18 protein-coding genes and 1 tRNA gene are annotated in these 17,769 nt (G+C 33.0%); 13 read left to right on the top strand and 6 right to left on the bottom strand.

Annotated elements, in window-relative coordinates:
- Nucleotides 1-339 precede the first annotated feature (339 nt).
- Nucleotides 340-1,170, bottom strand: a complete 831-nt coding sequence (locus ABYI63_RS10485) for a hypothetical protein (RefSeq protein WP_372756236.1) — start codon at nt 1,168-1,170, stop codon at nt 340-342.
- Between the two features lie 302 nt (nt 1,171-1,472).
- On the opposite strand from ABYI63_RS10485, the gene ABYI63_RS10480 reads away from it, so the two are divergent.
- Nucleotides 1,473-1,964 carry a metallophosphoesterase gene (locus tag ABYI63_RS10480; RefSeq protein ID WP_372756234.1) on the top strand — a complete coding sequence of 164 codons (492 nt, stop codon included), beginning with the start codon at nt 1,473-1,475 and terminating at the stop codon, nt 1,962-1,964.
- A 157-nt stretch (nt 1,965-2,121) separates the two neighbouring features.
- Nucleotides 2,122-2,550 carry a peptidylprolyl isomerase gene (locus tag ABYI63_RS10475; protein WP_372756232.1) on the top strand — a complete coding sequence of 143 codons (429 nt, stop codon included), beginning with the start codon at nt 2,122-2,124 and terminating at the stop codon, nt 2,548-2,550.
- Between the two features lie 316 nt (nt 2,551-2,866).
- Here the strand turns inward: ABYI63_RS10475 and ABYI63_RS10470 are convergent, their stop codons facing one another.
- Complete coding sequence (locus tag ABYI63_RS10470) at nt 2,867-3,277, bottom strand: DUF4293 domain-containing protein (protein ID WP_372756229.1); 411 nt, start codon at nt 3,275-3,277, stop codon at nt 2,867-2,869.
- Between the two features lie 199 nt (nt 3,278-3,476).
- On the opposite strand from ABYI63_RS10470, the gene rho reads away from it, so the two are divergent.
- The 6 genes from rho (at nt 3,477) to ABYI63_RS10440 (ending at nt 9,133) form a co-directional block, all read left to right on the top strand.
- Nucleotides 3,477-5,156, top strand: coding sequence for a transcription termination factor Rho (gene rho / locus ABYI63_RS10465; protein ID WP_372756227.1), 1,680 nt, complete (start codon nt 3,477-3,479; stop codon nt 5,154-5,156).
- 94 nt (nt 5,157-5,250) lie between these two features.
- Entirely contained in the window at nt 5,251-5,967 is a 717-nt protein-coding gene (locus ABYI63_RS10460; RefSeq protein WP_372756225.1) for a response regulator transcription factor, read from the top strand.
- On the top strand, nt 5,951-7,321 hold the full coding sequence (locus ABYI63_RS10455; RefSeq protein WP_372756223.1) for an ATP-binding protein: 1,371 nt from the start codon (nt 5,951-5,953) through the stop codon (nt 7,319-7,321). The genes ABYI63_RS10460 and ABYI63_RS10455 overlap by 17 nt, the downstream gene beginning before the upstream one ends.
- 93 nt (nt 7,322-7,414) lie before the next feature.
- Nucleotides 7,415-7,897 (top strand): hypothetical protein, encoded by a 483-nt coding sequence (locus tag ABYI63_RS10450; protein ID WP_372756221.1) that lies wholly within the window; start codon nt 7,415-7,417, stop codon nt 7,895-7,897.
- Nucleotides 7,898-7,899: 2 nt separating this feature from the next.
- Nucleotides 7,900-8,391 (top strand): hypothetical protein, encoded by a 492-nt coding sequence (locus tag ABYI63_RS10445; protein ID WP_372756219.1) that lies wholly within the window; start codon nt 7,900-7,902, stop codon nt 8,389-8,391.
- Nucleotides 8,375-9,133, top strand: coding sequence for a YoaK family protein (locus tag ABYI63_RS10440; RefSeq protein ID WP_372756217.1), 759 nt, complete (start codon nt 8,375-8,377; stop codon nt 9,131-9,133). The genes ABYI63_RS10445 and ABYI63_RS10440 overlap by 17 nt, the downstream gene beginning before the upstream one ends.
- 123 nt (nt 9,134-9,256) lie before the next feature.
- Here the strand turns inward: ABYI63_RS10440 and ABYI63_RS10435 are convergent, their stop codons facing one another.
- The 4 genes from ABYI63_RS10435 to proS form a co-directional block, all read right to left on the bottom strand.
- Nucleotides 9,257-9,607, bottom strand: coding sequence for a hypothetical protein (locus tag ABYI63_RS10435; RefSeq protein WP_372756215.1), 351 nt, complete (start codon nt 9,605-9,607; stop codon nt 9,257-9,259).
- 189 nt (nt 9,608-9,796) lie between these two features.
- A complete protein-coding gene (gene rpsT, locus ABYI63_RS10430) occupies nt 9,797-10,048 on the bottom strand; it encodes a 30S ribosomal protein S20 (protein ID WP_372756213.1) in 252 nt (83 codons plus the stop codon).
- Between the two features lie 31 nt (nt 10,049-10,079).
- A tRNA-Glu gene (locus tag ABYI63_RS10425) sits at nt 10,080-10,151 on the bottom strand.
- Between the two features lie 175 nt (nt 10,152-10,326).
- Entirely contained in the window at nt 10,327-11,805 is a 1,479-nt protein-coding gene (proS, locus tag ABYI63_RS10420; RefSeq protein WP_372756211.1) for a proline--tRNA ligase, read from the bottom strand.
- A gap of 99 nt (nt 11,806-11,904) precedes the next feature.
- Between proS and ABYI63_RS10415 the strand changes: the two genes are divergently transcribed.
- The 5 genes from ABYI63_RS10415 to yidD all read left to right on the top strand — a co-directional run bounded on the left by ABYI63_RS10415 (nt 11,905) and on the right by yidD (nt 17,413).
- A complete protein-coding gene (locus ABYI63_RS10415) occupies nt 11,905-13,053 on the top strand; it encodes a hypothetical protein (protein ID WP_372756209.1) in 1,149 nt (382 codons plus the stop codon).
- Nucleotides 13,054-13,164: 111 nt separating this feature from the next.
- A complete protein-coding gene (locus ABYI63_RS10410; protein ID WP_372756207.1) occupies nt 13,165-14,682 on the top strand; it encodes an OmpP1/FadL family transporter in 1,518 nt (505 codons plus the stop codon).
- A 177-nt stretch (nt 14,683-14,859) separates the two neighbouring features.
- Nucleotides 14,860-15,537, top strand: coding sequence for a GTP cyclohydrolase I FolE (gene folE / locus ABYI63_RS10405; protein WP_372756205.1), 678 nt, complete (start codon nt 14,860-14,862; stop codon nt 15,535-15,537).
- A gap of 86 nt (nt 15,538-15,623) precedes the next feature.
- Entirely contained in the window at nt 15,624-17,105 is a 1,482-nt protein-coding gene (gene cysS / locus ABYI63_RS10400; protein ID WP_372756203.1) for a cysteine--tRNA ligase, read from the top strand.
- A gap of 83 nt (nt 17,106-17,188) precedes the next feature.
- A complete protein-coding gene (gene yidD, locus ABYI63_RS10395; RefSeq protein ID WP_372756275.1) occupies nt 17,189-17,413 on the top strand; it encodes a membrane protein insertion efficiency factor YidD in 225 nt (74 codons plus the stop codon).
- Nucleotides 17,414-17,769 lie beyond the last annotated feature (356 nt).

Raw genomic sequence — 17,769 nt, 5'->3', positions numbered from 1 at the left:
AAGATTAGTTTGCATTTGGGCGTTACCCACAAGGGGGCGGGCTTTGCGTTGCAAGTCCTCGCTCCGTTCCTCCGCTGTGGGCTTTTCACTGCAATCCCTAACGCGGGTTTAAGTTTCAGATCAAATTTGTTTGTTTATAATTAACGTGAGACCTTAATTATAGGTATCCCACAAAGTCGGAAAACTTTGAAGAGCAGGTTTTGAAGTAATGGTTGTTTTTCTTGGCGGTGTTCGTTTAATGGTTTGCGTGTATGAAATCAGCGGATTAAAAAGCACTTATCTTTCGGTTTAGAACTGATTTTTATTAAATTACAGACCCTTGATTTAATATTAAACTCGCTATTTTTTATAAAATTCAAAACCAATTTCATTAAAATCTTCATCTGGGGTTTTATAGTTTAAATACAAAACTCCTCTCTTTAGAAATTCACAACCAATTAATGAGACTTTGGTATTTTTTCTTATTTGAATATGGACATTACGAATTAACGCTTCTTCAATTAGAATTGAATCCAATTCTATTTCATAAAGTTCATCAATTAATTTTTCACTATTTGCTCCTCCAGTTTTAACTAATTTAGATGACAAATTGTAAGTAGAAATTAGCCATGTTCCTAGTTTGCTATCTAATGGAATTATTATTTCCTGTGAGGCACCCAAATCAATTATTACTTTATGCTCTATTTCACCTATTTTAATTGTTAACCAAGGGAAATCAGTTTTTTTAAATTTATTCTTAACCTCTAAATTTGAAACATTAAAATATTTGTTATCAAAACATAAGTTTCGATTTGTAAAATCGATTTTCCAATTCAATTCGTCTAAGAAATCATTTCCCAAAACACCTAAGTTGTATTTATCCAAAGTTTTTTTTGGATTTATGTAAAAGTTAGAGGCTGAAAAAGTATTTGAAATCTTAATTTTGTCCATTAATCTTAATTTTACTTTTTGGCGTTTGTTATTGATGTCTCTTGTTGTGTAGATGTAAGGAGTTTTTTTAAATTTCCATTTATTCACCGTCCATTCATACGGCAAAGCTGAAAACCAAGAGTAACTATCTAACATCATTTGAAAATTTTCTTTATCATAAGATGCCTCTAAATAAATTCGATTATCATTTTCCTTTTTGAATTGAATACAACCAAATGAATTATCTTGTTTAATTTCCATTCGTTGACTATATGAGCTATTTATTATCAGAAAAAAGGATATTAGAAGAGTTATTTTAAGATTCATTAAGACAAATAGTCTTTTAAAATGTATTTTCATAATACTTTTACCATTAATAGTTATTTACATTTATCGTTAAATTACGCACAACGACTAGATGTGAAATCATTTTAATGTTACATATCAAATGTTAAACGAAATTCGGCTTTTTTTCCGACAAAGCAAACCAAAATCTATCATCAAATCCCTACAACTAATTAACACAATTATCAATAACTTTACCCCGAATTCTACAACGCATAATGACAAAAATATTACTCCTTTCCGATACCCATAGTTATATAGATGATGCTGTTTTAAAACACGTAAAACAAGCCGACGAGGTTTGGCACGCTGGCGATATTGGTGATTTAAAAATTACCGATGCCATTAAGGCCTTGAAACCCTTGCGTGCAGTTTGGGGTAATATTGATGAAGCTAAAATACGTGGCGAATTTCCAGAACACAACCGCTTTATGTGCGAAGGTGTTGATGTTTGGATTACCCACATTGGGGGGTATCCGGGCGCTTATAATGTGCGTGTTCGCGACGCCATTAGAGCCAACCCGCCTAAACTTTTTATTTGTGGACATTCACATATTTTAAAGGTAATGCAAGATAAAAAACTAAACTTGTTACACATGAATCCTGGAGCTGTTGGAAAACACGGTTTTCATAAAGTGCGTACTATGCTGCGTTTCACCATTGATGGTACTAAAATTGATAATTTGGAAGTGATTGAATTTTCTAAATAATTAAAAGAACATTTTTTTCAAATAAAACTATACTTACATTAATTAACCAATTGTATTAATATTCATGCAATTTATAGCATTAATTGTCTCAGATTATGGCATTCAATTGATTAATTGTAGCTTTACAGCTATTTAAAAACAGAAAACATATTTATTTATGAGTCAAGTAAAAGAGAATGACACCGTACGAGTGCATTACACAGGAAAATTAAGTAATGGTCAGGTTTTTGACAGTTCTTTAGAAAGAGAACCTTTAGAAGTTACTTTAGGCCAAGGCATGTTAATTCCTGGTTTTGAAAAAGGCATGGTGAACATGAAGGTAAATGAGAAGAAAACGATTAATATTCCTGTTGCTGAAGCTTACGGCGATATACAACAAGAGTTATTTCATGAAGTTAAAAAAGACCAATTACCACCAGATATGACTCCGGAAGTAGGAATGGGATTAGCTTCCAGAAACCCTGATGGTACGGAAGTACAATTTCGTGTAGCTGAAGTACACCCTGAGCACATTATTATTGATGCTAACCACCCATTAGCAGGACACGATTTAACGTTCGATTTAGAACTTGTTGAAATAAAGTAATTTTTTACCGAGGTAAAATTGAAAAAGTCTGGAACTATTCCAGACTTTTTTGTTTTAACAAAATGCCTTTTAAACTCCTACCTTGCCAAGTATCAGCGCTCTTTATTTAAAGGTTTTGAAAGGCGGATAAATACGTTAGGGATAGCAGTGAAAAGCCCACAGCGAGGAACGAGCGCGGACTTGTAACGGATAGCCCGACCCGTTAGGGTAACGCCCGTAAAATAAAAAACAGCACTTAAGCCAACTGAAAGGAACAAAAAAAACCCAAAGTTTTCACTTTGGGTTTTAACGCACTAATACTACTAAGATATAAGGTTTATCGCAATCGATCTACAGATTTTACGAGATCTTCATCCTTCTTGATGGCCTTATTGGCAAGGGCCAAAAATACGATAGAAACAATAGGAATAAGCATCCCAATACCTTTCTCAGAAACCGCCGTTTCTCCAGATACATTTAGAGATTGATATACAAAAAATCCTAATAAAATAAAGTTTAATATCATGTTAAGGCGTCCCAAAACAAATTGGAACTTCCTGTTTTTATAATTAAAAATAGATACTACGGATAGAATTGCCGAACCTAAAAACAGACTCAAATACAATAAACTATCTTTAGCATACACCACAACATCGCTATTGGTTACCCATAAATGTAACACAAAAATTAACCCCGCACTTGCAAGAAATGCTATAAAAAGGTAAACTGTTTGGATGCGTTGTAACATAAATTTATTATTTACTCGACCGCAAAAATAATAGTTTCTTTTAAAAAATTAGTGTAAAAAATTAAAATAAAGTCGTATAATTGCAATATAATTCTCAACACCCACAAGTAGAGGTTGTTAATTCTTCAGAATAAAAAACTCATTTTTTTTTCAGAACAACTCAAAATTAGTAGTCAAAACACATATTCAATAAACATTTATGTTTGAAATTTCTCAATTAAACGAAAAGAAACTCTCTGATTTACAAGAGATTGCACAAAAATTAAAGGTCCCTAAGTACCGTTCTCTAAAAAAATCGGATCTTGTTTACCAAATACTAGACCATCAGGCTGCGAACCCAAAAGCAATTGAGGCCGTAATAGAGCCTACAGCACCCGCTACTGAAAGTGCCCCTGAAAAAAAGGTGGTAAAAAGACCAAGACAACGTGTTGCTAAACCTGTTAAAAATACGCCTGCAAAACAAGAGGCTACAACCCAAGAGACCAAAACTGTTATAGAGGCTAAGACTGAAGCCACGGATACTACTAACACACCTACCCCGGAAGCGAAAGAGGAACAAAATCCGCCACAAAACGCACCGAAACAAAAAAATCAAACGGACCGTTCTAAGGAGCATCAGCAAAAACAACCTCAGAAAAGAGAACATAACCAGCCTCAAAAAAATCAGAACCCAAATCAAAATCAACATAAAAACCAAAAAAATGGTAATGTTGATTCTGGGAATAAAGATACTAGAAACCGTTACCGCGAACCAGATTTTGAATTTGATGCCATTATTGAGAGTGAAGGTGTTTTAGATGTTATGCAAGATGGTTATGGGTTTTTACGTTCATCTGATTATAATTATTTATCGTCTCCGGATGATATTTATGTATCGCAATCGCAAATCAGATTATTTGGTTTGAAAAAAGGAGATACTGTATTAGGTAATGTACGCCCACCAAAAGAAGGTGAAAAATATTTTCCATTAATTAAAGTTATTAGAATTAATGGTCAGAAACCAGAAGTGGTAAGAGACCGTGTGTCTTTTGAACATTTAACCCCACTCTTTCCAAAGGAAAAATTCAATATTGCTGAAAAACAAAGTACCATTTCCACACGAATTATGGATTTGTTTGCCCCTATTGGAAAAGGCCAACGTGGTATGATTGTATCACAACCAAAAACTGGTAAAACCATGTTATTAAAGGATGTTGCCAACGCTATAGCTGCCAACCATCCTGAAGTATATTTAATGATTTTACTTATTGACGAGCGTCCGGAAGAGGTAACCGATATGCAACGAAATGTACGTGGTGAGGTTATTGCCTCTACCTTTGATAAAGAAGCACACGAACACGTAAAAATTGCCGATATCGTTCTAGAAAAAGCAAAACGTTTGGTAGAATGCGGACATGATGTGGTCATCCTTTTGGATTCCATAACCCGTTTAGCAAGAGCCTACAACACCGTTCAGCCAGCATCTGGTAAAATATTAAGTGGTGGTGTTGATGCTAATGCACTACACAAACCAAAACGTTTCTTTGGTGCTGCTCGTAACATTGAAAATGGTGGTTCTTTAACCATTATTGCTACGGCCCTTACGGAAACAGGTTCTAAAATGGATGAAGTTATTTTTGAAGAATTTAAAGGAACTGGAAATATGGAACTTCAGTTGGATAGAAAAATATCTAACCGTCGTATTTTCCCTGCTATCGATTTAACATCTTCAAGTACGCGTCGTGACGATTTATTATTAGACGAAAACACCATACAACGTATGTGGGTAATGCGTAAATACCTAGCTGACATGAATCCTGTAGAAGCCATGGAATTTATTAACGACCGTTTCAAACAAACCAGAAACAACGAAGAGTTTTTAATCTCAATGAATGGTTAAACTTTATAGTAGATAAAAAAGATGTTTTTCATAAATTTAAAAGAAAAACATCTTTTTTTATTATTTTTCCATTTTAAAAAATTGCCCTTGTCTTATGCCTAATACAGGAAAAAAGGTTCTATTAATTGAAGACGATATAAAGGTCTGTTCTTTTATAAACAAAGGTCTTTCTGAACTAGGTTTTGAGGTTACAGTCGCTTTAAATGGCAATCAGGGTCTTGAGTGGGCCCTTGGTAATAAATTCAGTATTATCATTATAGATATTATGCTTCCTGATATCAACGGGATTGAAATATGCAAAACAATCCGAAATAGCAAACAACAAGCTCCCATTTTATTTTTAACTGCTTTGGGCAGTGTGGAAAATATAGCACATGGACTTAATAGTGGCGCAGACGATTATTTGGTAAAACCATTTAAGTTTATTGAACTCACCGCTAGAATAAATAGTTTAATAAGACGCTCTGAAGATTACGAATATAAATTAGATGACGATGACATCTATAAATATGCGGACATAGAAGTTAATGATTCTAAAAAAATCGCTAAAAGAAATGGAACAGAGCTAAACTTAACTCTAACAGAATATAAATTATTACTTCTTTTTTTAAAAAACAAAGAACGTGTAATCTCAAGAAATACTATCTTAGAAAATGTTTGGGGAATTAATTTCAATTTAGGTACTAATGTGGTTGATGTTTATATCAATTACCTTAGAAAAAAACTAGAACGAATAAATCCAACAAGACTCATTCAAACCATTATTGGTATGGGGTACGTTCTAAAAGAATCGGATGAAAACACAAAATAAAATAATTATTTTCTTATCGTCTATTTTTCTTTTATTCACTTTAATGTTTAGTGGATTTATTTACTATTCTATAGCTGACTATGCTTACGACGATTTTTTCAAACGACTAGAAATCAGAGCCATAACTTCTGCTACCATTCAGCTAGAAAAAGACAACGATGTAAAAGCAATAAAAGAAATAAGGCGTGAATATCTAGAAAAACTCCCGAATGAAAAAATTACCATTATAGACTTATCATCCGATAATCATCAAAATGAATTAAAAAAAACAAACCTTCCCAATTCATTCATTAATAGAGGTATTAATGAGAAACGGGCATTTTATAAAAATGATAAAACATTTTATTCCTTAGTTTACTATACCTCATCAAAAAACAAAAACTATTTAGTTTTTGCTTCAGCTGAAAATTATTATAGCACCCACCATATGGCCTATTTAAGGAATTCTTTAATTACAGCCGTAATATTTTCAATTATAATAATTGTTCTTATTTCATACTTTTTTTCCCGCTTAGTGTTTAGGCCGTTAAAGCGTATTATAAACCGTATGAACTCTATAAGTACTAAAAATTTAAATTTAAGGTTGGAGGTGCCTCAAAAAAAATCTGAGCTAAAATTACTTGCCCTTACTTTCAACAACATGCTAAATAGGCTGGAAACATCGTTTGAAACACAAAACAATTTTATTAGTAATGCCTCGCACGAGCTAAACACTCCATTAACTAATATAATAGGAGAAGCAGAAGTAACACTTACAAAAAAACGCGAATCTGAAGAATATATAAACTCGCTAAACAATATATTAGAAGAAGCCGAAAAACTAAGTAAAAAAACCCAAGCACTTTTGTACTTAGCCCAAACTGGTTTTAATGGCAAAGTTCAAAAAAATAAACTATTACGTGTTGACCAAGTTCTTATTGATACCGTGCAAACCGTAGAAAAGTTATATAGTAATACTAAAATACATATAGATTTTAGTTTGCTTCCTGAAACTTCAGATAAACTAAAAGTTATGGGTAATTCCCAACTATTAGAACTTGCACTTTCTAATTTAATAATGAATGCTTGTAAGTACTCCAACAAAAAAGATGTAAATATTGCCTTAGCCGTTTCAGAAAAATATGCTATTGTTATTGTTAAGGATAATGGCATAGGTATTCCAGAAAAAGACATGCCTTATATTTACGATCCGTTCTTTAGAGCCTCAAACGTTGGTATTCATGAAGGCTATGGCATCGGCCTACCCCTTACACGAAATGTTATTAAGCTTCACAACGGAGAATTAACCGTGTCTTCAAAAGAAAATGAAGGTACCGTAGTTGAAATTAAATTACCTCTTTTTAAATTTTCTTAACATCTTTTCTAATGACATTTTAATCTCATTTTAAAACCCTTCTAAAATCACTGGGATAGATTTGCTTAAAACAATAAAAAAAAAGCACAATCTATGAAAACAATTCTTATTCCAACAGACTTCACAATTGATTCACTTTCGTTAGTTAAAAACGCATTAAATGATGAACAAGAATCAAAAGTCAATATTATTTTGGCCTATGGTAAAAAACTACCTTGGTCTGCCATGGATCTTCTTTATCTTTCTAAGAACAAATTTATTTTGAATCTCCAAGATGAAGATTTTATTGAAGCTAAGGAAATTATTTCAAATAAATACAAGTCTAAAATCAATTCATTTAAAATTGACGTTTTTCATGGCTTCAATCAAAATGCCTTCAACAATTTCATCTCATCTCACCGTGCAACCCATAGTGTAATTCCAGAAGATGACACCTATTTCGATAACAAATTTAAGGGAGGTTTTAACATAACAACATTTATTAGAAAGTCCGATTTACACATATCAACCGTTCAATGTGTAAAAGAAAATGCTCCTGTAACGCACAGCAGTTTATTCAAACTTATAACTTCATGATCATGAATTTAAAAAACATAGTCCATATTGCTTTTTTATCTACAACGTTATTGGCAATTGGATTTATTATAGCAATCTATAACACAATGACCTTAATACCCCCTACAGCAAACATTCAAGGTAAATGGAAAGAAGTGTCGTGGGAATATGAAAAGGTGGATAATACAATATTTGGAAAAAAGATAAATAAATCTATAAAAAACGAGATAAGTAAAGATTTAATTATACACGAAGCAGAAGTTTGGAACTTTAAACCAAATGGATTATTAGCCTTAAATCAAGATAAAAAAGACGAAGTACTTACGTGGACTCTAAAAGGAAGAGGGAATATTTTAAAACTGAATCACAGTTCTGAAAAGGTAGAACATTACAATATTCAAATTCTGGATGAAGATAGAATGGTATTGCATTTTAGCTCGGACATACAAGCAAAAGGCATTGTTAAGATGATATTTGAAAGAATTAAAGATAAAGAATATGCTCAGAAAACATAGTAATAACAGAACCTTAAGGGATAATATACAGCTAGGATCGTTATCCGCATTCTCAGCTGGTATGGTAAATGTAACGTCGCTGATAGTGTTTTTTGCATTTACTTCAAATGTAACAGGTCACTATGCGATTTTAGCCGAAGAAATATCTAAAGGAAACTGGTATCAGGCTTCGGTGGTATTCGCCTGGATATTTCTATTTTTCATTGGAAATTTCACTTCTAACTTAATTATTATAAATTTCAATAAAAAGAACTCCTATTTTGCTCATTCGGCTCCCCTCATATTGGAAATTATTTGCCTTGTTGGCGTTGGATTTTATGGGCATTTTTTCTATTTGGAGACACTAACCGAAACAGAAATAATGATTGGCTTAATGCTTTTTGCAATGGGGTTACAAAATGGATTAACAGCCAGCATCTCAAACTTTTCTGTAAAAGTGACGCATTTAACAGGATTAACAACCGATGTAGGTATACTTACAGCCATGTTTACTAAAAAGGAATACCGAAATAACAAACTCTTAAGAGGGAAATTAAGTGTATTATTGGCTATTGCCATTGCTTATCTTTCTGGAGGTATATTAGCTGGACTTATCTATTTTAAGGTAAAATTTATAGTGTTCTTTGTTGTAAGTGCAGTAATAAGTTTTATAATTATGTATGAGTACTACAAACTAAAAGTCACAAAATTCATGAGAGTTAAGAGGCGAAAATATGCCTTAAAAGCTTCCTTAACACATTAACGATAAATAAAATGATGATTTAAACAAAAAACCCCAAATTGTTGTTTCTTCACTTAAAGTTGGTTAAAGCGAAAAAGACTGCTATCCTTAGCAGTCTTTTTTATAATCTATATTAAATAACGTTTAATAAGCGTTTAAAAGATCTCTATATTCCTTTAAATCGGCAATATTAATTTTATTATTTAAGTTTCTTGTAAGCGCTATTAAATACTTTAAACTTTCAACAGGCTCATTTTCTACAATAACCTCCTCCTCTGCGTCTTCATCAACTAGCATAGGAATAAGAAATGTTTCATTAGCTTCAATATGTTCATAGGTAAGCCTAAGAACCTTTACTACTAACGGAACTTGCATTTCTAAAGCATAAGTTCTTAATTTTTTAATGTCATCAATTAATGTATCTGTATTAATACCAGTTTTATCCAGATCATCCAGAATTTTGTCTATTAATTTAAGTGCAGCTTTATTTTCCAAAGGGGTAATATTATGTGAATAATTAACTCGTTATAATTGCAAATTTAATTTTTTAGAAATCAAATAAGGTAATTTTTTAAATGATTTTACTATTTATTTTTTAGTACGTAAATCCGTAACTAAAATTATTAGTCAAAAAAAAAGCTTCTCAAAATTGAGAAGCTTTTAAATATTTTTAAAATGCTTATCTTAAAGCGCTGCAATGTGCTTAGATAATCCAGACTTAAGATTAGCCGCTTTGTTAAAATGTATAACATTTTTCTTAGCTAATTTATCAAGCATAGATACTACAGATGGATATAACGCTTCAGCCTCTGCTTTATCAGTTAATTCACGTAATCTTTTAATAGCATTACGAGTTGTTTTATGCTGATACTTGTTAACTAAACGTTTAGCCTCGTTACTTCTAATTCTTTTTAATGCTGACTTATGATTTGCCATTTTATACTTTATATTTCTTTTTAAAAAATTGTAGCCCGTAGGGGAATCGAACCCCTCTTACCAGGATGAAAACCTGGCGTCCTAGCCGATAGACGAACGGGCCATTTTGTTTTGAGTGCGCAAAGATAAATTTAATTTTTAAATCTACAACTTAAATTTTAATTTTTTTTTGCTTTGCATTTTTCAAATAACTCACAACGTTTCCATTGCGGATGCAAAAATACAACTATTTTTAAATGTTGCAACACCTTGACAAACTTTTTTAAAAAAAAATTTAATTAGTATGCTTTTGCAAATAATACCCTTCCTTTTGAAGGTTTTCCAGAATACACACACAGCCCTTCTTCCTCCTTCATTTCCAAAGGAATACATCTAATAGTGGCTTTTGTAAGCTCTTTTATTTTTTCTTCCGTTTCATTGGTACCATCCCAATGCGCTGAAATAAATCCTGTCTTTTTCTCTAAAACATCTTTAAATTCTTCAAAAGAATTCACTTCTGTTATATGAGAATCCCTAAAATCCAAAGCCTTTTTAAATAATGCCTCTTGAATCTCTTTTAATAAATTTTCAACAGTGATTGTTAAATCATCTAAAGAAACCACCGATTTAGTTAAGGTATCGCGTCTGGCTAGCTCTACGGTGCCATTTTGTAAATCTTTTGGTCCAATGGCAATACGCAAAGGCACTCCTTGTAGTTCATGTTGTGCAAACTTCGCTCCCGGACGCTGTGTATCTCTGTCATCAAACTTAACTGTAACACCTTTTGTTCTTAAGTCTTTTAAAATGCTATTTGCGACTTCAGATACTGCTGCAAATTCTTCTTCACTCTTATATATAGGTACAATTACAACCTGGTTAGGCGCTAAACTTGGAGGTAGTACTAATCCATTATCATCACTATGCGTCATAATTAAAGCCCCCATCAATCGGGTTGAAACCCCCCATGAAGTTGCCCATACATAATCTTGTGTGCCTTCTTTTGTTGCAAACTTAACATCAAACGCTTTCGCAAAATTCTGTCCAAGAAAATGCGATGTTCCAGCTTGTAATGCTTTTCCATCCTGCATTAATGCTTCTATACAAAAGGTTTCATCTGCACCTGCAAAACGCTCACTTTCAGTTTTTACCCCCTGTACTACAGGAATCGCCATGAAATTTTCAGCAAAAGTTGCATATATATCATTCATCAATCTTGCTTCCGCCATAGCTTCTGCTTTATTTTGATGAGCTGTATGTCCTTCTTGCCATAAAAACTCTGCTGTTCGCAAAAACAAACGGGTACGCATTTCCCAACGCACCACATTGGCCCACTGGTTAATTAATATAGGTAAGTCTCTATAAGATTGTATCCAGTTTCTGTAAGTGTTCCAAATAATAGCTTCACTTGTTGGTCTTACAATAAGCTCCTCTTCCAGTTTGGCTTCAGGATCTACACGTAATTTCCCCGGCTTATCAGGATCGGCTTGTAACCTATAATGCGTTACAATAGCACATTCTTTCGCAAAACCTTCGGCATTTTTTTCTTCTGCCTCAAATAAACTTTTAGGCACAAATAATGGAAAATAAGCATTTTGGTGTCCTGTTTCTTTAAACATTTTATCCAATTCTGCTTGCATTTTTTCCCAAATAGCATAGCCATAAGGTTTAATGACCATGCAGCCACGAACCGCTGAATTCTCCGCCAGGTCTGCTTTCACAACCAATTCATTATACCATTTGGAATAATCTTCCGCCCTACTAGTAAGTTTTTTACTCATATTGTTGTTTTGGCACAAATATTGTGTCTATGTTAAATATAAAAATAGTTCAGCAAAACTAACTATTTTTGTTATGTTCAACAATAAAAATCAAGAGATATGCAATTTAAAACCTACTTAATTAAAAAAATGCCATACTTGGCAATTCTTAGCTTAGTACTTGGCTTATACTCATGTGGTTCTTATCAATATGTTGGGGTAGAAAGTGATGGTATTTACGGAAGTACAACAAGAACCGTGGTTTATGAAGATGCTGTTGTTGATACACCTCAAAATTCAAATAGCAATTATTATCAAAACTATTTTAAAAACAAATCATTAGAAACTGAATACATGATGCCTAATGATGAAATTTTTACAGATATTGACGCTTATGAAAGCGATAATTATGTGCAAAACGACACCTTATATAATGATTACCAAGGTTATGGTGGTTGGGGACAAACAAATTCTAGTGTAACCATAAACTATATAGATAATGGTTGGAACAATTGGGGTTGGAACAATTGGGGCTGGAATGCAGGTTTTGGTTTTGGCTATACAAATTGGGGTTGGAATAGATGGAACAATTGGGGCTACAGCCCGTACTGGAACACTGGTTTTTATGGTGGTTACTACAATAATTGGGGTTTTTATGACCCTTGGGTTTATGGTTACTACGGAAACCCTTACGGATATTACGGAAACTATAGATATAATAATGTGTACTACGGCAATAACCGAGTATATGATAGACGCAATGTTTCATACAGCGCAAGCCGAAGAGGCAGTAATTACGCAACAAATTCTGGCAATGTAAATAACAGTGCTTACAGCACTTCCAGACGAAGTAGCGGTGTTAGCTCTGGTACTACTTCTAGTAATATTTCAAAATATAATACAACCACAAGAAGAAGCAGTGTAGGAACAAGTTCTCCAACGGCTTCTTATAATACTAGTAAAAACTATTCAAGTGGAACGCGTGTTTACTCAAATACAGGAAGATCCGGAACTTATACTACACCTTCGGCGAATTCTACATCAAGATCGTCATCCTCTACAGTGAGAAGAAGTTCTAGTACTATTAATGTACCAACAAGAAGCAGCAATACGAGTTCACGAACTTATTCAACACCTTCTTCTTCGAACAACTCGTCTTACACACCAAGTAGAAGTTCTAGTTCCTCTTCATCAAGTCGTTCTAGCACTTCAAGCGGTAGCTCTAGCAGAAGTTCTGGTTCTTCAAGTAGCGGAGGACGTCGCGGATAAATCTATTAAAACGAAATAAAAAAAATAAAGCTTCCATAATATCTTTTCAGTAATCAGTAAATAGCATTTATGGAAGTCATATCCCACCTGTAAAAACAAAAAATATAATCTATGAAAAAGTTAAACCTACTGCTTATAGGCATATTATCAGTGTACTCTTTAAGTGCACAAGACATCTCGGATGCATTACGATATTCACAAAGTGAAATTCAAGGAACTGCTCGTTTTAGAGCATTAAGTGGTGCATTTGGCGCGTTGGGTGGTGATATGAGTGCCGTAAGTATAAATCCTGCTGGCGCGGCAGTATTTAGCCAAAGTCACGCATCGTTTTCACTTTCAAATGTTGATTTTAATAACGATACAAGATATTTTAATGGATTAACAACTAGTGGGAATTCTAATTTTGATGTTAACCAAGGTGGTGCTTCTTTTGTGTTTGCTACAAGGAGTAATTCACCATGGCGCAAATTCACTTTTGGAATTGCCTATGAAAGAACCAATAATTACGATGATACTTGGAATGCTGTTGGTTTAAATACTAATGATGATGGTAATTTTAGTAACTCCATTGCCAGCTACTTTTACGACTATGCAAACGGTGTTCACTTACAAGACATTTCATTAAACGGTCGTTATGTTGAAGTAGCATACAATAACATAGGAAATAGCTATGGTTTTAAACCACAACAAGCTTTTTTAGGTTATCAATCGTACATACTTGAGCCTGTTACTAACGACGATAATAATACTGAATATTATGCTAATGTGAATGCAGGAGATTTTTATCACGATTATCTTTATGCGTCAACAGGTTACAATGGAAAAATTTCATTCAACTTTGCAACCCAATATGAAGACAACTTATATTTGGGTGTAAATCTTAATTCGCATTTTATTAATTACAATCGTACGTCATCATTATTGGAAGACAATTCAAATGGTAATTTAATTACAGAAATTGATTTTGATAACAGTTTATCAACCAGAGGAAACGGATTTTCATTTCAATTGGGTGGTATCTTAAAAGTAAGTCAAGAATTTAGAGTTGGATTAACCTTCGATTCTCCTACCTGGTACACCATAGAAGAAGAAACTACACAGTATATAAATACTAATGAAGCCGCAGATGATATTCATTATATAAGAGATATTGTTAATGTGTATCCACAATACAAACTACAAACCCCTTCAAAAATAACAGGAAGTTTAGCTTATGTATTTGGAACACAAGGCTTATTGAGTTTTGATTATTCTAAAAAAGATTATAGTAAAACAAAATTTAAACCAACTTCAGATACGTTTTTTGCAAATCAAAATACAAACATTACCAACACTTTAACCGATGCTGCCACTTATAGAATTGGTGGTGAGTACAAAGTGAATCAGTTTAGTTTTAGAGGTGGGTATCGTTTTGAAGAAAGTCCATATAGAGATGGAGTAACCGTTGGCGATTTAACAGGCTATTCCTTAGGTATTGGTTATAACTTTGGAAACACCAAATTGGATATAACTTATGACCAAGCTAATCGCACAAATGAAACGCCATTATACAATGTTGGCTTAACCGATGCTGCAATTATAGACAGAACAAACTCCAACATAACTTTTTCTTTAAGTTTCAATATTTAAAACAATATTTTGAAAATATTTAAAAGCTTGAATTTAAATATTCAAGCTTTTTTATTTTTATGTAATTAGATGTATTTAAAGCCGACAAACCCAAGAAAATTATTTGTTCAATAATACAAAACATAAGAAAAGTGTTTTACTTATCTTTGCACCCTAAAATAGTGACTTAGTTGATACATGAAAATTGAAAACAACATAGAAGAATTTGAATCATTAGGAGAAGATCATATTGGAACCTCATCCGATACACCTTTAAGAGCCGACGCTTTTAAACTTACTAATGAAGAAAAAATAGAAATAATTAAGGATGATGTTCGCCACATTATGGAAACCTTAGGTTTAGATTTAACAGACGATAGTTTAAACGGCACACCAAATCGGGTGGCTAAAATGTTTGTTAAAGAAATTTTTGGAGGATTAGACCCAAAAAGAAAGCCTAGTGCATCTACCTTTGATAACAAATACAAATATGGTGAAATGCTTGTTGAAAAAAACATTACAGTATATTCAACTTGCGAGCATCATTTACTTCCTATTGTTGGAAAAGCACATATTGCTTATATATCAAATGGCTCGGTTGTAGGTTTATCAAAAATGAATCGAATTGTTGATTACTACGCAAAGCGTCCGCAAGTTCAAGAACGTCTCACCATCCAAATTGTAAAAGAACTTCAAGAAGTTTTAAATACAGATGATGTTGCCTGCGTTATTGATGCCAAACATTTATGTGTGAATTCAAGAGGTATCCGCGATATTGAAAGTAGTACCGTAACTTCAGAATTTGGTGGAAAATTTAAAGAAGAATCTACTCGAAGAGAATTTTTGGATTATATAAAATTAGAAACAAAATTCTAAAATGTTTGTTTTTTGAATTGAGAGTTGTTAAGTCGAATTGAAACAACAACTGCTAGCCAAGAACTAAAAACCAACCAAGAACTGGTATGCAACTATACAAAGACCATCAAATAAAAATATACAATTCACTCACCGGCACCAAAGAAACATTCAAATCCATTACGGAAGGTTATATTGGGATGTATGTTTGTGGACCAACCGTATATAGTAATGTGCACTTAGGAAACGTTAGAACCTTCATGTCGTTTGATATGATTTTTCGCTACTTAAAGCATTTAGGTTATAAAGTGCGTTATGTAAGAAACATTACCGATGCAGGTCATTTAGAAAATGATGCCGATGCTGGTGAAGATAAAATCACCAAAAAAGCACGATTAGAACAAATAGAACCTATGGAAGTAGTACAGCGCTATACCGTAGATTTTCATAATATACTAAACACGTTCAATTTTTTACCACCAAGTATAGAGCCAACGGCAACTGGGCACATCATTGAACAAATTGAACTTATAAAAGACATAATTAATAACGGATTCGCTTACGTAGTAAACGGTTCCGTGTATTTTGATGTTCATAAATTTAATGAAACCAACGATTACGGAAAATTAAGCAAACGTAAGTTAGAAGATTTAATACACAACACACGCGAATTAGACGGACAGAGTGATAAAAAAAATCCGCAAGATTTTGCACTTTGGAAAAAAGCGGAGCCGCAACATATTATGCGTTGGCCATCACCTTGGGGTGACGGATTTCCTGGTTGGCACCTAGAATGTACTGCCATGAGCACAAAATATCTTGGTGACCAATTTGATATTCATGGTGGTGGTATGGATTTAAAATTTCCACACCACGAATGTGAAATTGCACAAAATGAAGCAGCCAAAGGGCAATCGCCTGTAAATTACTGGATGCACGCTAATATGCTAGAGTTAAACGGGCAACGCATGTCTAAATCCACAGGAAACACCGTTAACCCTGATGAATTACTTTCTGGAAATAATAAATTTTTCAGCAAAGCATTCGCACCAAGCGTAATTCGATTTTTTATAGCTCAAGCACATTACAGAAGCGTTCTCGATTTAACAGATGATGGTTTATTGGCAAGTGAAAAAGGGTTTTTCCGATTAATGGACGCTATTAATTTTCTAGATAATTTAAAAGCTTCAGAAACCTCAACAATAGATATTCAAACATGGAAACAAGCATGTTATAATGCAATGAATGATGATTTTAACTCACCTATTTTAATTGCTAATTTATTTGAGGCCGTAAAATATATTAATCAAATAAAAGAAGGTACTGCTTCGGTAACTGCGGAAGATTTAGCCCTTTTAAAAAACACTATCAACATTTTTACTTTTGATGTTTTAGGTTTAGAAAATGTGACTAAAAAAGAATCAGGCACCGATAAATTATCAAGCGCCGTTGATATTTTAATTAAATTAAGGCAAGAAGCAAGAGCCAATAAAGACTTTGCTTTATCGGATAAAATTCGTGATGAATTGGCCGAGGCTGGTATAATGTTAAAAGATGGAAAAGAAGGCACAACTTTTAGTTTGTCCTAGTTTAATTTATCTTAATGTCGTTTGTTGTTAAGTTAAATAGTCTGTTTCGACTAAACAACTTAATAACAAACAACTAAACCAAAATTTTGAAGAAATTACTCATAGCCCCATTCCTATTTCTGATAAAAGTATATCAAACCGTAATATCACCATTAACACCTGCATCTTGTAGATACCAACCTACATGCTCCCATTACACCAAAGAAGCATTACAAAAACATGGATTATTTAAAGGTGGCTGGTTAGCAATAAAACGTATTTTTAGTTGTCACCCTTGGGGTGGATCGGGCTATGATCCTGTACCATAAATCCATTTTCTTCAATTTCAATTTCCATTTATTTTACTATTATACCCTATGCTTTTAGTTTTAACAAGCATTTTCAATTAATACGTTAGAAGGCTTAAACAGTGAGTTTCCTAGATTCCATGGCCTCCAAAAATGATGTAATTTTACACACAAAAATAAAATAACACATTAATTCTTTGATAGTTAGGTTTAATTTATTAATTTTAAATCATTCCCTACACCTAATTTTTATTAGTCCCCCACTTATTACTTTTTAATAGCAATGTGTATTATAAAATCATTTTTTATAAATGAAATTTATGCGCATACATTTCATGTTGACCTGGCATATTCTAAGATTAAAAATCTAGAATTTG

Origin of the sequence: Mariniflexile sp. (assembly GCF_041583155.1) — a bacterium.
In the GTDB taxonomy this organism is placed as follows: domain Bacteria; phylum Bacteroidota; class Bacteroidia; order Flavobacteriales; family Flavobacteriaceae; genus Mariniflexile.
The sequence above is the reverse complement of the archived record's forward strand: the minus strand, read 5'-3'. Positions and strand labels throughout refer to the sequence as shown.